Here is an 18,796-nt window from a genome sequence, read left to right as displayed (position 1 = left end):
ATATTACGATTTAAGTTTGGATGCATAAAGCTTTCTAAATTTAGCTAATTTTGGTGTAATTACCGCATTACAATAACCTTGTGTTGTATTATTGTTGTAATAATCTTGATGATATTCTTCGGCTTCATAAAAAGTACTTGCTTCTGTTATCTCTGTAACAATTGGATCATCAAAATAAGAAGCTACTTCTTTTAAAACAGCCTCAGCAATTTCTTTTTGGGTTTCGCTATGGTAATAAATAACAGATCGGTACTGCGTTCCAACATCGGCCCCTTGCCTATTTAATGTTGTAGGGTCGTGGGTTGTCATGAAAATAGTAGCCAATTCTTTATATGAGATTTTATCGGCATCAAAAGTAATTTGCACTACTTCGGCATGACCTGTTAAGCCAGAACAAACTTCTTTATACGTTGGATGTCTTGGTACAGTACCTCCAGAATAACCAGATACTGCTTTTTCTATACCTATAAGTTCTTGAAACATGGCTTGTGTACACCAAAAGCAGCCACCACCAAACGTTGCTATTTCTATATTTTTATTCATATTTATTTTTTTTCTAATTGTAATGATTCTGAGTTTACACAATATCGTAAACCACTAGGTTCTGGCCCATCTGGAAAAACATGTCCCAAATGCGAATCGCAAGTGTTACACATAATTTCTACCCGAACCATGCCTAAAGTTGTATCTTTTTCGTATTTAACCGCATTATCTTTTATTGGCTGGGTAAAACTGGGCCAACCGGTTCCTGAACTAAACTTTATGGTAGAATCGAATAGTAATGTACCACAACAAATGCAGCTGTAAATACCTGCTTCATGGCTTGTACACATATCTCCACTATGGGGTCTTTCGGTTCCTTTTAATCGGGTAATTCTATATTGTTCTGGTGTTAATTGACTTTGCCATTGGGCTTCAGATTTTTCAATACGTTTATCTGGTTTTAAATTTCCGTTTACCGAAAAATTAACAATATCTTTCCATGTTAGCATTATAAAGGTGGAATTTTATGATTTTTTTAAACAATTCGAAATAGATTAAGTCGTTAGTTTGTGAATATCCTTACGACCAAAATCTTTACTTATAAAATACCAAAAATACGCATAAATTTTAGTAATTTGTGTCTTTAAAAGCGAACTTATCTCTATGTTAGAACTCATTAAAAAAACTGAAAAATTTGTATTTGATTTACTAAAAAATGAATTAGACAACAGTTTTTTATATCATAATTACACCCATACCGAACGTGTTTTAAGAAGTGTTAGAGAAATTATTGAAAACACAGAAATTAGCACCACCGACTCCGAAATATTGCAACTCGCCGTCTTACTTCACGATACAGGTTACACTAAATCTATAGATAATCATGAAGAAGAAAGTGTAAAAATTGCAACTGCTTTTTTAAAAGAACAAGATGTAAACCAAGAAACCATTACAGCAGTTAACAACTGTATAATGGCAACAAAGTTTAAAGATTCGCCAAAAACTGAGCTTGATAAAATAATTCGTGATGCCGATGCATCGCACTTTGGTAAAAAATATTTTACCGAAGCTAGCGAGTTTTTAAGAAAGGAATTAGAATTACAAGGCATAAAAAACTATACCCCAATTGAATGGGAAAACGAGAATATAAATGTGTTAACAAAAAAGCATGAGTTTTATACCGATTATGCTTTAAAAAACTGGCAACCTAGAAAAGAGAAAAATTTAGCTAGCCTTATAAAATCTAAAAAGAAAAGAAAAACAAAGCTTAAAACCGAAGAGTTAAAAGCAAAATATAAAGCGCAATATAAAAACGAGAGTCCAGAACGTGGTATTCAAACTTTTTATCGTGTTGCGTTAAGAAACCACATTAAACTTAGTGATATTGCCGATACTAAAGCAAACATTTTACTTTCTGTAAATGCCATTATAATTTCGTTAGTGTTAGCTAATTTAATTTCAAAATTAGACTCTAATCCTTATTTAATTTATCCAACTGCAATCTTTACGCTATCATGTGTAATATCTATGGTGCTTTCTATAATTGCTACACGACCTAATATTACAAGTGGAGAGTTTACCAAAGAGGATGTTGCTAACAAAAAAGTGAATTTAACCTTTTTTGGTAATTTTCATAAAATGAGCTTAGAAGAATACGATTGGGCCGTAAAGGAATTACTTAAAGACAAAAATTACGTTTATAGCTCCCTAACCAAAGACCTCTATTTTTTAGGTAAAGTTTTAGAGCGAAAATACCGAATATTAAGAATTACATACACCATTTTTATGATAGGAATGATTGTTTCTGTAATATCTTTTGGTGTGGCTTTAAAAGGAAACAACGCCAGACTTAACGATGTTTTACCCGATAATTCTACTACAACGTCTTTGCTTTTCAACAAAAACGCCAACGTAAATAATACGTTATGTTAACTATACGCTACAAAATTGTTATTTAATATTGTATTTATTTAGATTAATTACAAATAATTTGTTTGTTTAATTCTTAGCATATACTTTTGCCGAGTAAAACAATCTATAATTAGTCTAAATAAATGAAATCAAAATTTATTATCACCCTTTTGTTATTATTAACATTTAAAGGGTTCTCTCAAGATTATTCTGTTCAAGGTACGGTTACCGACAATTACCAAACTAGCTTATTAGGTGTGAACGCCATTGTAAAAAACACTACTAAAGGTGCACAAACAGACGAAAATGGTGTGTTTAAAATTTCAAATCTTGAAAATGGAGATTACACTTTAGTCATTTCTTTTATCGGTTTTAAAACTAAAGAAATTGATTTTACTATAAACAATTCAGATTTTAATATTGGCGACATTGCCCTTTTTGAAGGAAATGAACTCTTACAAGAAGTTGTAATAGATACCGAACGCCAAAACAAATTCTCAAGAAAGCAAAGCGCATACGTATCTAAAATGCCATTAAAAAATATTGAAAACTCACAAGTTTACAACACAATTACGAACCAATTACTTATATCGCAATCGGTTAATACTTTTGAAGACGCTTTAAAAAACGCTGCTGGTATTACAAAGCTATGGTCGTCTACAGGAAGAAGTGGTGACGGTGCTGGGTATTACTCTAGCCGTGGTTTTGCTGTGCAACCGCAATTAGTAAATGGTGTTGCTGGTATTACTAATGGTTTTATAAACCCATCGAATGTAGAGCGTGTAGAAGTTATTAAAGGTCCTTCTGGAACTTTATTTGGAAGTACAGTTACATCTTACGGTGGTTTAATAAACATTATTACTAAAAAGCCTTACAGCGGTACAGGTGGCGAAGTAACTGTTTCTGGTGGTTCTTACGATTTTGCCAAACTAAATGCCGATGTAAATATTAGCCCAAACGATAAATTATCGTTACGCTTCAATGGCGGATTTCAACAACAACATAGTTTTCAAGATGCTGGTTTAAAAAAATCAGTGTTTGTAGCACCATCTATTTCATATAGAGTAAACAATAATTTAACGCTTAACTTCTCTTACGAAGCCTCTCAAAACGAGCAAACCAACGAAACCTTTTTATTCTTAAACCGATACGGGCCATTAGCGTTTAATTCTATTGAAGAATTAGGGTATAACGAAGAATTATCGTTTACAAGTAACGATGTTACAATTACCAACGTAACACAAAATTATCGCGGTGAAGTAGCTTGGAAATTATCAGATAGCTGGTCTTCTCAAACATTAATCTCTGGTAATACAGCCAAATCTTTAGGTTATTATACGTATTTATGGAACGCTGCCGATTGGACAGATCCTACTGCTCCAGTAGGAACCGAATATTTTAGTTTGTATGCGCAAGACACAAATTCGAAAACTAAAACATTAAACTTACAACAAAACTTTACAGGTACATTTAAAATTGGCGACATACAAAATAAATTATTGGTTGGTGCTGATTATTTAGATTACAAAATAACAGACAATAGCTCAAACTGGGGCTATTTACATACAATAAATATAAACGGAGACTTAGTTTTTGGCGAGCCAGAAATTAACGAAGAAAACCTTAGTACTGCTTTATCTGGGCTAGGATTTTTAAATAGTGATGTTCGTCAAAATATATTTGGAGCTTACATCTCTGATGTTATAAACATCTTACCATCTTTATCTTTAATGGCTAGTGTGCGTTTTGATAGATTCGATTATCAAGGAGATAGAAATGATGCTACCGATGACGAAACTGAATATACCGACACAACGCTTTCTCCAAAATTTGGAATTGTTTTTCAACCTATTATGGATGAACTGTCAATATTTGCAAACTACCAAAACGGTTTCTCTTACGTTGACCCGCAATATATCACGACTTACGATGAGAATAATAACGCTACAACTACATTACAAGCTTTTGATGTTGAACAAGCAGACCAATTTGAAGTTGGCGCAAAATCAAGCTTATTTAATAACAAACTAGAAGCTACTTTAAGTTATTACAACATTACTGTCGATAATAAATATTTCTGGGCCACTCAAACACAGGATCTAGAAATTAATAGCCAAGGTATAGAGTTAGAAGTTAACACCAACCCAGTTCCTGGCTTAAACATTCATACAGGTTTTAGTTATAACGACTCCGAAATTACAAATTCTCCTTCAGCTACTTACTTAGAAGGTAGTCGTTATGGTGAATCTGGTCCAGAAATCACGTATAACTTTTGGGCAGATTACAAATTCTTTAAAAACTTTGGTATAGGTGCTGGTTTTAATGGCCAAACAGAATATGATACTATGGTTGCATACAAAGCTGCAACAGGAAGTTTTTATATTCCAGGTTACACCATATTTAATGCATCTGCGTATTACGAAAATGATACATTTAGAATTAGTATTAAAGGAAATAATTTAACCGACGAGACTTACTATTCGGGCTGGAGTACTATTACACCACAACAACAACGTGTTTTACTTGGTACTTTTACTTATAAATTTTAACTTTCACCAAAAAATAAAAGGCAACCTTTAAAGGTTGCCTTTACACTTTTAACCATGGGATTTAAAAAAACCGTATTTCAATTACACAAAATTTTAGGTTTAGTAACTGGTGCTATTGTTTTTGTTGTAGCTATAACAGGGTGCTGTTGGGCTTTTAGAGATGAAATAGAAAGTTTATACGACGATTATAAATATGTTACGCCACAAGACAGAGCATTTATTACACCAACTGAAGCAAAAACTATTGCATTAAGTGTTTTTCCTAATAATACGGTTCATGGTACTATTTTTAAACAACCTAACGAAGCTGTTGAAGTTATTTTTTACGACGGCGAACCTGAATTTTACCAAAGTGTATTTTTAAATCCGTATTCTGGAGAAGTAATTCAAGTTGACGATCATTTGTCCGGTTTTTTTGCATTTATTTTAAAAGGCCACATGCGTTTATGGCTTCCTAAAGATATAGGCGAAAATATAGTTGGCGCTTCAATTTTAATATTCCTATTAATTATTATTTCTGGTTTTATTTTATGGTGGCCAAAAAAACGCAAAAACTTAAAGCAACGTGTTACTTTCGATTGGAAAAAAACAACCCGATGGAAACGTAAAAATTTCGATTTACACACCGTTGTTGGCTTTTATGTTGCCTTTTTGGCTTTTATAATTGCTTTTACAGGAAGTGTTATTTCTTATAACTGGTTAAAGTATGTTGTTTATATGTCTACCGGAGGCGATAAAGTTCCTGCATTTATAACACCTGAAAATGTGAGTAATTCTCCTTCTGATGCTTATGCTGTTAAGCCTATAGATTTTTTAATTGAAAAGTTAAGAAAAGAGTCGCCTGAAGCTGTAAGCTACGAATTACACTACCCTGAAAGCGACACCACAAGTATTTATATTGAAGTAGCTAATAGCAGAGGTTTATACTATAACTCTGATTACAGATTCTTCGACCAAAATACGCTAGAAGAAATTGAAACTCCTGCCATTTACGGAAAATATAAAGATGCCAAAGTTCCAGATAAAATTTTACGCATGAATTATGACATTCACGTAGGTGCTATTGGAGGAATTGTTGGTAAAATTATAGCCTTTTTAGTGAGTTTAACTATTGCTTCTCTTCCTGTTACTGGTGGATTACTTTGGTATGGCAGAAAGTATAAAAATAAAGCTAAGATCTAATTTCATTCATTAAATCTTCATAAGTGTAAAATACAGAATCACCGTTTGTTTTTTGGTAATTCATACTTACTCTTATGGCTTTTAACCCAGTTACGCCTTGTAAATCTTCAAGTTCTAAAACCTCAACATCGTTTGCAAATAAGTTTTTAGACTGCATAAAGCGAATGTATTTTAAGTATTCTATTTCATCTTCTTTTTGAGAATAAACAATACTCATTTTTCCTTTAGCAGTAACACGTTCGTTTGTACCTTTTATATAGGCTTTATCTACACGCTTTTTTACGACCTCGTAACGGGCATTGTATGTTCCATCTACATCAAATTGCTTTTCGTCCATTCGAAATCGTATAGATAATGGTTGATTAAACACCAAAATCATAGAAGCAACATCTAAACTTACAGGGTATTCGTTTTGGTTTTGATAAAAACTATTTTCCATGTCGTACATAGCCTGTAATTGCCACAACCTTAAATTATAGAGATATATTTTATTAAAACTATCTTCTTTAGTTATAGATTCACCTATGTACATGTTATGCTCTACACCATCGGTTTTAAAACGCTCGAAAAAGTGCGGATACATGTTTTGTGCTTCTTTTTGCTTACCATCTATAATGGCAGACATGTTTTTGTTAATACGTGCAATGGTATCGTCGTAATTTTTTCTGTAGTAGTAAATAACACCTAAATTAGTATCAACTTTACTAAAATAATCTTCAATCTCAGCTTTAGCAAAAGTTCGCTTCGCTAGAAAGTATATAAATAGCGGTTCAATTTCATCTTTGAAAAACCGTGTTAATTGTTGTTCTGTATCAACTTTAAAATCGGTTTTTATTTCGGTAGTAAAGTTTTCAATTTCAAACAGAAGTTGCTCGAAAATAGGCAATTTTTCATTTTCTGGAATAGCATCTAATATTTTACTAACCAAAGTAAGCTGCAAGGCTAAATCTTTTTGAGTTGCCAGATTTCTAGCTTCTGATGAACCTTTTACATCTATTTGCCCAAATAACGGATAAACATTATCAAAACTTATTTTACTAAAGCTCGGTTTACCGTTTGTATTTGTAATACTTTCTTTTAAAAATTTATGTGCTGCTTTTTTAAATTTCCAAGCTACACTTGGATGTATGGAGGTACATTCTTGTTGAATAATAGCCTCAATTAAGTTTTCTTCTTCAACTTTAGAGCGCTCTACCGCAGATACAATAAATGGCATTATATCGTGCAGTTTATTGGCATTTATACTATTTAAAACTTTAGGTTCTGGAGAAACAATTTCTAAAATCCCCATGAGTTGACCCTCATTGGCTATTGGCGCAAAAATGGCACTTTTTACACCTTGCTTATGTAACGATTTAACTTGGGGCGCCTTAGACTTTTTTAAAGCTTCATCTATATTTGAAATTGAAAAAAACTTTTTTTCATTTATCAATCTATTGTAAGACCAATCACATAACACGCTATTACAAGCTTCGGAATCTGAATTGGCTAATAAAAAACTTTCCATGCCTTCACCATAAACACGTTCGAAAGTTTTCTCTTCTTCTAAATAAATTGAAAAACCAACTTTAATACTGTTTAAACCTAGTAATGACCTGAAAATATCTTGAAAACCATCCATAAAGGTTTTACTATTTCGCTTATCGGCACCTATTAATGTTGATTTGATATTCGAAATAGATTGATCGGCAGTAACATCGAAAATATTAGAAATTACAAAGCCTTTAAAACTATAGCTTTGCGGCGGAAATTTTTCTTTCCACAGCTCAATATTATCAAAATTATCGATAAGCTCATCATAATCTTCTGGTGTTATTTTAGGCGCATTATCGTTGGGTTCTATTTCACAAAAATCGGCATTATATAAAATTTTATAATATCGAATAATACCTTTTTCGTCTGGTATTTGATAGTAAATTGGACGTTTAAAATTTAACTCGTAACCAAATAAATAATTTAAAATAACGGCACAAGACATGATGTACGAATCTTCTTCAGCCATGTTTTTAATTTGAAGCTGAAAATCGTCGCCTGCTATTTCTATAATATTCTTAAAACGTTGTGAAGCATTAAATATAAAGTTGTGAAATGGTATTGAAGCCGTTTTTATTTCATTATGCGTTAGTAAAGGACTAAACGTATCTTCTAATAAAAACGCTATCTCTTTTTCTCTTTCTTTTAAAACTTTTGTATTTGTAATACCGCTACGAAGTTCTGGATATTGCTCTGCAATTTTTAAAACTTTTTTAGCTCTAATATTGGTGAGTTCACTTTTACTTTCAGACAACACTTCATACTGCTCTAAAAGCTTATTAAAGCTTATGTTTAGCTTTAAAGGCGAATCTATGTTGTCGTTAATATTCATTTGGCTACCGTTAAGTTTATTAGAGTTTACAAAGTTAGCAATAATATTTAAGTCGTTAACCAATAGACGAACTTACGATGCAAAAGTTACAGGAATAAACGAAAAAAGCTCCTCTAATTATAAGAGAAGCTTTTAATTATATTTTAAAAAAACTTAGTTTTAAGAATTTCCTTTTTTGTAGTCTTCTAAAAATTTAGCCAAACCAATATCTGTTAATGGGTGCTTTAATAACCCAGTAATTGATTTTAATGGTCCTGTCATAACATCGCTTCCTAACTTAGCACAATCGATTACGTGCATTGTGTGACGGATTGATGCAGCTAAAATTTGCGTATCGAAAGCGTAGTTATCGTAAATCTGACGAATTTCTGCAATTAGGTTTAAACCATCTGTTGAAATATCATCTAAACGCCCTAAAAACGGAGATACATAAGTTGCTCCTGCCTTAGCTGCTAATAAAGCTTGACCAGCAGAAAACACTAATGTTACGTTAGTTTTTATTCCTTTATCTGAGAAATATTTACAAGCTTTAATACCATCGGCAATTAAAGGTAATTTAACAACTATTTGTGGGTTTAAAGCCGCTAAAGCCTCACCTTCTTTTACCATACCATCAAAATCTGTTGAAATTACTTCGGCGCTTACGTCACCTTCAACTATATCACATATTTTTTTGTAGTGGTTTATTATATTTTCTTCGCCAGTAATACCTTCTTTAGCCATTAAAGATGGGTTTGTTGTAACACCATCTAATACACCTAAAGCTTGTGCTTCTGCGATTTCATCTAAATTGGCAGTATCAATAAAAAATTTCATAGTTTAATGTTTTATTTTGTTTGTAAATACGCTAATACTTCTTTGCTTACTTTCTCTCCGGTAAATCCAAATTTATCATCAAGTACAGAGGCTGGTGCAGAATAACCAAAATGCTCTAAACCAAACACTTTTCCTGCATCACCAACTAAACCTTCTAAATTTACAGGTAAACCAGCAGTTAAACCAAATAGTGGTTTGTTTTTAGGAATAACACTATTTTGGTATTCTTTAGGTTGTTGCTTAAATAAACCTTCAGAAATTACAGAAGCAATACTCACTTTTAAATTATGGTCTGCTTCTAAAATTTCGGCAGCCGCGATTAAAGTAGAAACTTCCGATCCGTTAGCCACAAGTACAACATCTGGATTTTCAACTTCTTTTACCAAATAACCTCCTTTTTCGGCAGCTAAAGCGGCTTCGTAACGAGAACCTTCAGCAGGAACGTCTTTTATACCTTGGCGCGATAAAATTAAACCAGAAGGCGTATCTGTATTTTCTAAAGCCATTTTCCAAGCTACGCTAGTTTCTGCAGAATCTGCAGGACGTAAGGCTAAGAAACTTTGCTTATGGCTATGGTTTTGCATTTTTTCTAGCAAACGAATTTGAGCTTCTTGCTCAATTGGCTGGTGTGTTGGCCCATCTTCTCCTACACGGAATGCATCGTGCGTCCAAACGTATTTTACTGGTAATTCTTGAATTGCACTTAAACGAATGGCTGGTTTCATGTAATCTGAAAATACAAAGAAGGTTGCCACAACAGGAATTACACCACCGTGTAACGCAATACCGTTGGCAATACAAGCCATAGTTAATTCGGCAACACCAGCTTGTAAAAACGAACCGCTAAAATCGCCTTTTTGTAATGCAGATGTTTTCTTTAAGAAACCATCGGTTTTATCTGAATTTGATAAATCTGCAGAAGACACAATCATATTTTCTACATTTTCAGCTAAATAAGCTAACACATTTGATGATGCGGCTCTGGTAGCTAAACCGGCTTTATGCTCTATTGAAGCAAAATCTAATTCTGGTAATTTTCCAGATAAGAAAAAGTCTAATTTCTCGGCTAATTCTGAATTATCTTGTTTCCAAGCAGCTATCTCCGCTTTTTTAGCTGCTGCTTGTTTTGTTTTTTCTACGATTAAATCTCTGTAAAACGCTTCAACATCACTAAAAATATCGAAAGGTTTTTCAGCATCAGCACCTAAATTAGCTAATGTTTTATGGTAATCGGCTCCGGTTGCTCCAATTGGCTTACCGTGTAATTCGCAATGACCTTCGTACATATCGCCATTTGAAGTTACACACCCTTTACCCATTATGGTTTTACCAATAATTAAAGTTGGTTTCTCGGTTTCGTTATTAGCATCGGTTAATGCTTTACGTATAGCATCGTGGTCGTGACCATCAATAGTTACTACTTTCCAGCCCCAAGCTTCATACTTCATGGCTGTATCTTCGGTAGTTACCTCGTCTGTAGACGTTGATAATTGAATATCGTTAGAATCGAAGAACATAATAAAATTGCTTAAGCCTAAATGCCCTGCAATTCTACCTGCACCTTGCGATATTTCTTCTTGAATACCACCATCAGAAATAAAACCATAAACTTTATGGTTAATCCAATCGCCAAAACGTGCTGCTAAAAACTTAGTAGCAATTGCTGCACCAACACCCATGGTGTGTCCTTGACCTAGTGGTCCCGACGTGTTTTCTATACCACGTTTTACATCGACCTCTGGGTGACCTGGAGTAATTGAACCCCATTGTCTGAAATTAGAAACATCTTCTTTTGAGTAGTTACCCAATAAATAATATTGTGCATACATTAATGTTGATAAATGCCCTGCATCCATAAAAAAGCGATCTCTAAATGGCCATTCCATATCAGAAGGATCGTAATTAAAAAACTCCGAATATAAAATGTGCATAAAATCTGCGCCACCCATTGGTCCTCCCGGGTGTCCAGAATTTGCTTTTTCTACCATAGCAACGGCAAGTGCACGTATATTATCTGCTGCTTGTTGATCTAATTTCTTGTTCATTATTTTAAAGGTTCTAGTTTAATGGTGTTGTAACAATTAACCTCACAAAACTAAGGTTTTTTATGTTAAAAGCAGTTGCTTTTAGCACGTATTAAACTAATATTAATAGTTTTTACAATGATTTTAACAACTACGATTGTGGCGCAGTTGCTTTATATATAATTGCGTTCGATTTTGTTTGAATTGTATATTGACTTGTTGCTGCTAAAAAAGCGGCTTGCCCCTTAGCTAAACCAACCGTTGTTTCCCCTTCGTTTACTTCAGCCTCACCTTCAATTACAATAACAATTTCGGCTGTTTTTGAGGTGTTTTTGTAAGTTTTTGAAGCTTCTAAAGAAATTAAACTTAATTGGAAATCAGGTGCTGGCGATTTATAAATACGTTCTATCCCATCGGCTTGTAAATCGCCTTGCATAACGTTAGGAACCGTTTCGTTAAAAGCCACGTGTTTTAATAATTCTGGCACATCTACATGTTTTGGTGTTAAACCACCACGCAACACGTTATCTGAATTTGCCATAAGCTCCATATTTTGACCTTCTAAATAAGCATGAGGAATACCAGCATCTTGAAATACCGCTTCACCTTTATTTGCTTTTACAATATTGAAAAAATAAATAGAGTAAATACCTTTATCTAAAACCGAAGCATCATCGGCAGAATCTACTGCTTTGGCAGCCCAATAATCTGGCGATTGTTTTTCTAGCTTTCCGGCTTTGTATAATGGTAAAATTCTATCAACTAATGGCTGTAGTACTTTGTTGGTTTCTTCTTGAGGTTCTTCCATAACCGTTTTATACAAACCAAAATAGCCTTCAGCTTTAAAAACAGATATTAAATGTTTAAATTCTGGAACAGACTCTAAAACCGCTTTTAATTTGGCTTCCGTTAAAAAACCGTGTAATAACCAAAACTCACTTAAAGCTACCATTATTTCTGGCTTATGGTTATCATCTTTATAATTACGGTGTTTTGCGGTTAAAGGTATACCTGCTTCATTTTCTTTTTTAAACCCTTTTTCAGCTTCAACTTTTGTAGGATGCACTTGTATAGATAACATATCGCGTACATCTAAAACCTTAAACAAAAATGGTAAGCGACCAAAAGCATTGGCAATATTATCGCCTAAAACAGATGCTAAGTTATTAGCAATATAAGTATCTAAGGTTTTATCGCCTTCAGCAGTTTTTATTGTTGATGGTGCTTTATTGTGCGCACCTAGCCAATATTCGGCACATTGTTCGCCATTGGTTTTAACGTCCAATAAATTAGGAATGTATTGTGTACCTCCCCAAGCGTAGTTTTGTATTTGTCCTTCTACTAAAAATAGTTTAGCCATTTTTGCTGTATTTAATTCTGGTGTAAAATTAACAGCTTAATTACTTAAAACCAATATTAACGTAGCTTAATAACAAAAAAGAATAAATTATTAAATATAGTACAACAAAGCTTTAAAATTTTGGTAAAATTTCTTCCTGTATTTAATATGTATGAAGAATTTTTAAATATGTAAACAAAAAAAAGACTCTCCATTTAAAATGAAGAGCCCTTTCGACTTGATTCAATATGAGAAACTTAAAATCAATAACTTAACTTAATCATTACGAAATAAAAATTATCACTCAGTAATTTGGGTTAATACTTTTTCTGGGTAATCTGTAATAATACCATCTACACCAAAATGTATTTGCTCACTAATTGCAATAGAATCATTTACCGTCCAAGGAATTAGTTTCATGTTTTTGGCTTTAATAGCATCTACTACAGTTTTTGTTTTAATTAATTTATAATTAGGGCTGTAAATATTAGGCGTAAAATTTAATAACTTTAAATTCTCTTTAAAATCGCCTTTACTTACTAAATAAGCGAGCGTTACATCTGGATATTTTTCGTGCATTTCGTTTAAAATTGCAGGATCAAAAGACTGTATATTCCATTTACCTGCTATGGTTTTAGTATTTAAAACTTGCATAACTAAATCTACCATAACACTAGGTTTTGGCTGGTAAACTCCATATTGAGATGGCACCGATTTAATTTCAATATTATATCCCACAGGTGTTAGTTTATTGGCGCTAACAAACGCTTCAATACTATCAATAACCTCACTCAATAATGGTTTATATGCTTTAATGCGCTTTTGCTCTGGAAACTTAATATTTCCTTTTAAACCCACTTCAAATGTTTTAATACTATCGTAGGTCATTTGATATAAATTGTACTGCTTCTCTTCAGCTTTTGAAATACTATCGCCTTGTGGTGTTAAAACGTAAAGCGATGACATGTAAGGCTCGTGAGATATTACAACTTTTTTATCTTTTGAGATAACAACATCTAGCTCAATAACATCAACACCTTTTAAAATGGCATTTTTAAAACCAATTAATGTGTTTTCGGGACTATGCCCGCGCTCTCCTCTGTGCCCTTGAACTTCTACTTTTTTACCCTGATCTATATGTTCTTTTGAAACTTTTTCTTGTTGCTCTTTACAAGCAAAAACGAATAGAAAAACTACTATATAATTTAAAATCTTCATTTATAATATTTTTTTAGAAGTTAGATTGCTCTACACGATACGTTTTACTACCATAATGCGTTTTACCAAACATATCTTTAGCCTTAACTTCAATAGTATGTGTACCTACACTTAATTTTGTTGAAATTTTACCTTTCCAAAGATGCGTACAATCAATAGCATTTGATGCGCGCTTGCCTGGTATTAACGTTTCAGATTCATCCCAACTAACAACCTGAGACACATACGACGGATCTGGCTCTGTGGTGTATTTCATAGCCTTCCATTCACCACTATCAATTTTATACAACACCTCATCGCTTGGGCTTCCCATGAAAAAATTCACATAAATTGCAGCTTTAGTTTTCTTATCCTTTGCTACAACTTTAGGGGCAAATATTTCCATTTGATGTGTTTTAGGCTTACCCGCCACTTTATAATCTACACTGTAGCTATTGCCATTAAAGTTTATAAATGCATAACCTTTAGGTGTGCCATCGCGCATGGTTGAAGTAGGCACTTTATTGGCGTCTAATTTACCCGAATACCAATCGCCACTAGTAGTTCCTACATTATAATGATGGTGCGGTTTTTCTTGTGGCCAACCTTGAGCGTTAGTAAAAAAATCTTGACGCTGAATATGCGTGTGTGCCGATAATGACAAGGTATTTGAAAATGGCTTTAATACATTGAATAACCTTTGGCGATGCTCGTCATTAAAAGTATCATTATCATCTGGTTCGCTTAACGGAATATGCATGGCCAAAACAATTAAATGATCTTTTGGTACATACTTTAAATCGTTTTCTAAAAATTGAAATTGATCTTCTCTAAAACCGCCCCAATATTTTGACTGGTTTCGCGGGTCTGGGTACAATACATTATCAATAATTATAAAGTGAACTTTACCATAGTTAAATGCATAATTTGCAGGCCCAAAATGAGCCTCGTAAGTTTCATCGGAAAGTGCATCGGTTTCAACATCAAAATTAAGATCATGATTTCCTAATACATTATACCAAGGAATACCTGCTTTTTTAGTGGCTTTTATATACGGATTAAACAAACTTAAATCGTTGCCAACTAAATCGCCCAAACTTAAACCAAAAGGTATATTTTTAATATTTGCTACTTCTTCAACAATACCCTTTGCAAAATAATCTACTTCTTGTTTTGTATAAGGCTGTGGGTCTCCAAAAATTAGTGCCGTAAACACCTCATTTTCTTCAGAAGCTATTAAAGGAAAATTTACGTTGTGTGGTAATTTCCCGGTGGCCTCAACACCTTTAAATTTTAATTTAGGCGACCCTTTGGGTTTATGGATGTAAAAAAACTGCGGCAAGTTATTAGCATTTACAGCTACTTTGTAATTGCTTGGTTTAATAACCGAAATTATAGCATCGTTAGTTAAAGGTAACTGGTAAACACCTTTTGCATTTGTAAGCACTACTTCCTTACCGTTCGTTACGGCAACGTTTTCAATACCTTTTTCGTTGGTTTCTTTTTTTCCGTTGCTATTGGCATCATGAAATACATAACCCGTAACTTTATTTTGAGCTATTGCTTGCATTACTGTAACGCCAAAAATTACAGTAGTTATTAATAGTTTTATTTTTGAAATTTTCATGTTTTATATTTTAAACCATATTTAAAGTGAGTGCTTTGGGTCTTACCATATTTTCGGTGTAAACATTACCAAACCTATCTGTTACTTTTATTATTAAAGTTGAATTTGCTGCAGCTGCCGTTACCTTAAAAATGTGAGCCGTATTATTGGTAACAAAAGCACTTGTTGGTGTTGCTCCAGCATTTAAACGCAGTGCTTCGTACGAAATAATATGTAACGGATCTTTAGCATTTACGCGTGTTACGGGCAAGGATTGATTGTTTTCTGAAACCTCAATTTTCCATTGCGAATCGTAACCCCAAACATTAATTAAAACCTCGTTATTGGCACTTGGGCTTGCGTACACATCGGCATAACTTTCTATATCTGCGTCGCTTGCATTGGGCGCATAATTAGCAGCTGTAATGTGAATGCTATTAACATCGTAGGTTCTAAACTGATAATCTTCATTGTAACCAATCCCCTTAAAACGCCATTGTATATCGGTATTATTTATCTGCCAAATGCCATATCCGCCAGGGCTACCATCTTTACAAATATGGTTGTTAGCATATCCACTTTTGCCGGTCCACCACCAAGTAGCGCACAAAGCTGCTGTATTATGCTCCATGATATTTTGCTCTTCTTCTACAGAAAAATTAACATGCGCATGCCCAGATAAAACGTGTACTGTAGAAAAATCGGCCAGTGCACTTACAAGTGTATTGGCATTAGATAAATCTGTAGCATTTATTTGATTTCCGCCTGCATCAACCGTTGGATTTTTATACAATGGTGTATGCATTGCCAAAACAATTGGTGTACTTTTATCGGTTATGGTTGCTAAATCTTTTTTTAACCATTCTATTTGATCGTTGGTTAGTTTTTCGTTGTAGTTACGACTACCAACAGTGCCTTGCGAACCTCCAGAATTTACATATTCTACGCTATCTAAAACTACGTAGTGCACCTTCCCTAAGTTAAACGAATAGTATGTAGGCCCAATAATATCGCGGTATTTATTTTCGGCTTCCCAATCGTTAGCGTAATAAGGATCGTTATCGTGATTACCAATAAGATTGAACACAGGTGCGTTTACCTTATTCATATACGGCACATACTCATTTAGTCCAAAATTGTTATCGTACCAATATGCATCCCAAGTTAAATCGCCTAAAGTTAAAGCATACACTTTTGTGCCGTTGGCTGTATATTTTTCTATGGTGCTATTAATATCTGGCAACACCTTAGTATTAAACTGCTCCAAATCGTTATTTCTATTAGCCAAATGCCAATCGGCTAAAGGCAATACAACGTGATTGTTATTATCTACTTGAATAAGCGAAAAATCTTTCTGTTCTATTGTTTCAACACTATTGCTTATGCGTTTAAAAAATTGAGGTGCACTACCAACATTTGTAACCTCGTAATTTCCAGGAACAGAAATAAAAACAAATCCTGTTTGTTTTTGCGACTCTAAATAATAACGCCCTTGAGCATCGGTAACCGTAACCTCGTAACCATCGGATACCGTAACATTTGCTATACCTTCGCCATTGCTATAAACCACACCTTTTATGTTTTTACCAGCAACATCGGGAATGTTGGTATTAGCAATTACATTACACAAAACATTACCCAAAAGCAAGCTGTTGGTATTACGTAAAACACTAAGTGTATAATTTCCAGATTCAAAATTAGCAGGAATGGTAAACGTGAATGTGTTTTCTGTAACTTCAACTACCGTTCCTAAAAAAGTTAGCGAAGCAGTTGAAGATACAAACTCTATTGTATCTCCAACTTTAAATCCTTTTCCTGTTAATGTGGTTTCTCCTTCTCTACTCACATTTAACGACGATGGTATTGATACACCAGAAATATTTAAGTCGTTATTCTCATCGATTAACACCTCATCATCACTCGCGCAATTAAATAAAGTAAATCCTAAACCGCTTACACTTGCAATTGTTGTTAAACCGCTTAGCTTTATAAATTTTCTTCTTGATTGATTGTTCATTATTTAATTAAAATCTTTAGATTATTTTTTCATCGTTTAAAAAACCTACTCATATTCGGAAAAATGAACCGCAAAAATGCAGCGATTTACTTCACTACCATTATCTGCACCAGCATTAGGTTCCCATTCTGTTAAACTCCACAAATAATCGTACTCTGCTTCATAATACAAAGATTCCGAGCCATATGGCCAGCGATAACGCACAGTATTTGAAGCTCCATCTGTATATCTTGCTAGTCTTGCTTTTGAACCATAAGACTCTGATGGAGACCCCGAGCAGGACAACCAAGTTCTGTTTCCTTTTCTAAAAATACCTTGCATTCCATGTGCATGATCATCGTCAAACAGTGAATTTTTAGGAATTATTTCTTCAATTCCAGAATTAAGAACTGTTCCTCCAGAATCTATTGGGAATCCATAAATTTTAGGAACAACACTAGAGCTCGAGCTCCCTGAAGAATATTGAGCCGTCCAAAGGGCATTCCCTTCATCATTTACTTGAATTGTTGAAAATGGATTTGCCCCACCATTAATATCATAATATTCTATTTGAGGTAAAATATATCTGTAATTAAAGGCATATAAATTTCCACTCGTATCCTGTCCACATTTTGTACTTGTATCTGACCCTGTTGATACTTCTATTATTTTGTTTAAATCGAATACTCTCATACCTAAATTTGTGCTTGCGATATATACTTTATCATTATAATAAGCGATACCTCCGGCATGAATATTTAAAGGTGCATAAGTATTGTATTGTGTGTATTCGCTAACAGAAGATGGAACCGAAGAATGCACCAATAGTATGTGCCTGTATTTTAGATAAGTGCTCGAACTCGGACTAATATCAAGTAAGGTAATTCGAGAACCTTTATGATCTGAGCCTTCACGCCCGTACCAAGTAATTAAAAGGTATCTAACTCCATTTTTTTTAAAACCTGTCATTCCTTGTGGTCGCCATTCATTAGTAGTTTCATCACCACTGTTCCATCTTATACCTCTTGCTCTATTAGCTTCAGGCACATTAAACCCGTAAACTTCTGTATACGAACTTCCACCTATAGCTTCTCTATTTTTATTTACTTGTGTGGGATTAAGAAACGTAAAACCACTATTCACATAACTGCTTACATCGCTATAGTTAACACTAATACCTGTAGCAACGGCAGAATAACCAATAGGTTTTTGCTCTAAAATACTGTTATCGTCTTCAATTGCAGAATCGCTAGTGCAGCTCGATAAAAAAACACAAGTCAAAAACAAAAAAGAACAGATTCTAACATTTGAAGCAACACATATTAATG

General features: G+C 33.8%; 13 protein-coding genes. 3 read left to right on the top strand and 10 right to left on the bottom strand.

The annotated features are described in order from the left end of the window. Positions 1-3: 3 nt before the first annotated feature. Together msrA and msrB are read right to left on the bottom strand one after the other, a co-directional pair. On the bottom strand, positions 4-543 hold the full coding sequence (msrA, locus tag LG651_RS05095; RefSeq protein ID WP_226695077.1) for a peptide-methionine (S)-S-oxide reductase MsrA: 540 nt from the start codon (positions 541-543) through the stop codon (positions 4-6). A 2-nt stretch (positions 544-545) separates the two neighbouring features. Continuing rightward, positions 546-992, bottom strand: a complete 447-nt coding sequence (gene msrB / locus LG651_RS05090) for a peptide-methionine (R)-S-oxide reductase MsrB (RefSeq protein WP_226695076.1) — start codon at positions 990-992, stop codon at positions 546-548. Between the two features lie 154 nt (positions 993-1,146). On the opposite strand from msrB, the gene LG651_RS05085 reads away from it, so the two are divergent. The 3 genes from LG651_RS05085 to LG651_RS05075 all read left to right on the top strand — a co-directional run bounded on the left by LG651_RS05085 (position 1,147) and on the right by LG651_RS05075 (position 6,125). Further along, positions 1,147-2,415: a Pycsar system effector family protein gene (locus LG651_RS05085; RefSeq protein WP_226695075.1), complete on the top strand. Its 1,269-nt coding sequence runs from the start codon at positions 1,147-1,149 to the stop codon at positions 2,413-2,415. Positions 2,416-2,537: 122 nt separating this feature from the next. Beyond that, positions 2,538-4,943 carry a TonB-dependent receptor gene (locus tag LG651_RS05080; protein WP_226695074.1) on the top strand — a complete coding sequence of 802 codons (2,406 nt, stop codon included), beginning with the start codon at positions 2,538-2,540 and terminating at the stop codon, positions 4,941-4,943. Between the two features lie 54 nt (positions 4,944-4,997). Continuing rightward, positions 4,998-6,125, top strand: coding sequence for a PepSY-associated TM helix domain-containing protein (locus tag LG651_RS05075; protein WP_226695073.1), 1,128 nt, complete (start codon positions 4,998-5,000; stop codon positions 6,123-6,125). Here the strand turns inward: LG651_RS05075 and LG651_RS05070 are convergent. From LG651_RS05070 to LG651_RS05035, 8 genes are all read right to left on the bottom strand, one after another. Next, positions 6,115-8,490, bottom strand: coding sequence for a GAF domain-containing protein (locus LG651_RS05070; protein ID WP_226695072.1), 2,376 nt, complete (start codon positions 8,488-8,490; stop codon positions 6,115-6,117). The two genes, LG651_RS05075 and LG651_RS05070, sit on opposite strands and share 11 nt — an antisense overlap. Positions 8,491-8,649: 159 nt before the next feature. Beyond that, positions 8,650-9,306: a fructose-6-phosphate aldolase gene (gene fsa / locus LG651_RS05065; RefSeq protein ID WP_226695071.1), complete on the bottom strand. Its 657-nt coding sequence runs from the start codon at positions 9,304-9,306 to the stop codon at positions 8,650-8,652. A gap of 11 nt (positions 9,307-9,317) precedes the next feature. Continuing rightward, positions 9,318-11,351: a transketolase family protein gene (locus LG651_RS05060; protein WP_226695070.1), complete on the bottom strand. Its 2,034-nt coding sequence runs from the start codon at positions 11,349-11,351 to the stop codon at positions 9,318-9,320. 130 nt (positions 11,352-11,481) lie between these two features. After that, the gene (gene manA, locus LG651_RS05055) at positions 11,482-12,690 is read right to left on the bottom strand and encodes a mannose-6-phosphate isomerase, class I (RefSeq protein WP_226695069.1); all 1,209 of its coding nucleotides are present in this window, start codon (positions 12,688-12,690) and stop codon (positions 11,482-11,484) included. Between the two features lie 279 nt (positions 12,691-12,969). Then, positions 12,970-13,887 carry a glycerophosphodiester phosphodiesterase family protein gene (locus LG651_RS05050; protein WP_226695068.1) on the bottom strand — a complete coding sequence of 306 codons (918 nt, stop codon included), beginning with the start codon at positions 13,885-13,887 and terminating at the stop codon, positions 12,970-12,972. Positions 13,888-13,900: 13 nt separating this feature from the next. Next, on the bottom strand, positions 13,901-15,493 hold the full coding sequence (locus tag LG651_RS05045) for a calcineurin-like phosphoesterase C-terminal domain-containing protein (RefSeq protein ID WP_226695067.1): 1,593 nt from the start codon (positions 15,491-15,493) through the stop codon (positions 13,901-13,903). Between the two features lie 10 nt (positions 15,494-15,503). Continuing rightward, positions 15,504-17,489 carry a calcineurin-like phosphoesterase C-terminal domain-containing protein gene (locus LG651_RS05040; RefSeq protein ID WP_226695066.1) on the bottom strand — a complete coding sequence of 662 codons (1,986 nt, stop codon included), beginning with the start codon at positions 17,487-17,489 and terminating at the stop codon, positions 15,504-15,506. 45 nt (positions 17,490-17,534) lie between these two features. Further along, positions 17,535-18,749, bottom strand: a complete 1,215-nt coding sequence (locus LG651_RS05035) for a hypothetical protein (protein ID WP_226695065.1) — start codon at positions 18,747-18,749, stop codon at positions 17,535-17,537. Positions 18,750-18,796: the final 47 nt, after the last annotated feature.

The organism is Neotamlana sargassicola (genome assembly GCF_020523965.1).
GTDB classification, from domain to species: Bacteria; Bacteroidota; Bacteroidia; order Flavobacteriales; family Flavobacteriaceae; genus Neotamlana; species Neotamlana sargassicola.
Note: the sequence above shows the minus strand (reverse complement) of the source record. Positions and strands in the feature narration are given on the sequence as shown.

Excerpts from the sequence above, each read along its gene's own strand:
- fsa (WP_226695071.1), bottom strand. The coding sequence starts at position 9,306 with ATGAAATTTTTTATTGATACTGCCAATTTAGATGAAATCGCAGAAGCA.
- LG651_RS05040 (WP_226695066.1), bottom strand. The coding sequence starts at position 17,489 with ATGAACAATCAATCAAGAAGAAAATTTATAAAGCTAAGCGGTTTAACA.
- LG651_RS05075 (WP_226695073.1), top strand. The coding sequence starts at position 4,998 with ATGGGATTTAAAAAAACCGTATTTCAATTACACAAAATTTTAGGTTTA.
- manA (WP_226695069.1), bottom strand. The coding sequence starts at position 12,690 with ATGGCTAAACTATTTTTAGTAGAAGGACAAATACAAAACTACGCTTGG.
- LG651_RS05070 (WP_226695072.1), bottom strand. The coding sequence starts at position 8,490 with ATGAATATTAACGACAACATAGATTCGCCTTTAAAGCTAAACATAAGC.
- msrB (WP_226695076.1), bottom strand. The coding sequence starts at position 992 with ATGCTAACATGGAAAGATATTGTTAATTTTTCGGTAAACGGAAATTTA.
- msrA (WP_226695077.1), bottom strand. The coding sequence starts at position 543 with ATGAATAAAAATATAGAAATAGCAACGTTTGGTGGTGGCTGCTTTTGG.
- LG651_RS05080 (WP_226695074.1), top strand. The coding sequence starts at position 2,538 with ATGAAATCAAAATTTATTATCACCCTTTTGTTATTATTAACATTTAAA.
- LG651_RS05050 (WP_226695068.1), bottom strand. The coding sequence starts at position 13,887 with ATGAAGATTTTAAATTATATAGTAGTTTTTCTATTCGTTTTTGCTTGT.
- LG651_RS05060 (WP_226695070.1), bottom strand. The coding sequence starts at position 11,351 with ATGAACAAGAAATTAGATCAACAAGCAGCAGATAATATACGTGCACTT.
- LG651_RS05045 (WP_226695067.1), bottom strand. The coding sequence starts at position 15,493 with ATGAAAATTTCAAAAATAAAACTATTAATAACTACTGTAATTTTTGGC.
- LG651_RS05085 (WP_226695075.1), top strand. The coding sequence starts at position 1,147 with ATGTTAGAACTCATTAAAAAAACTGAAAAATTTGTATTTGATTTACTA.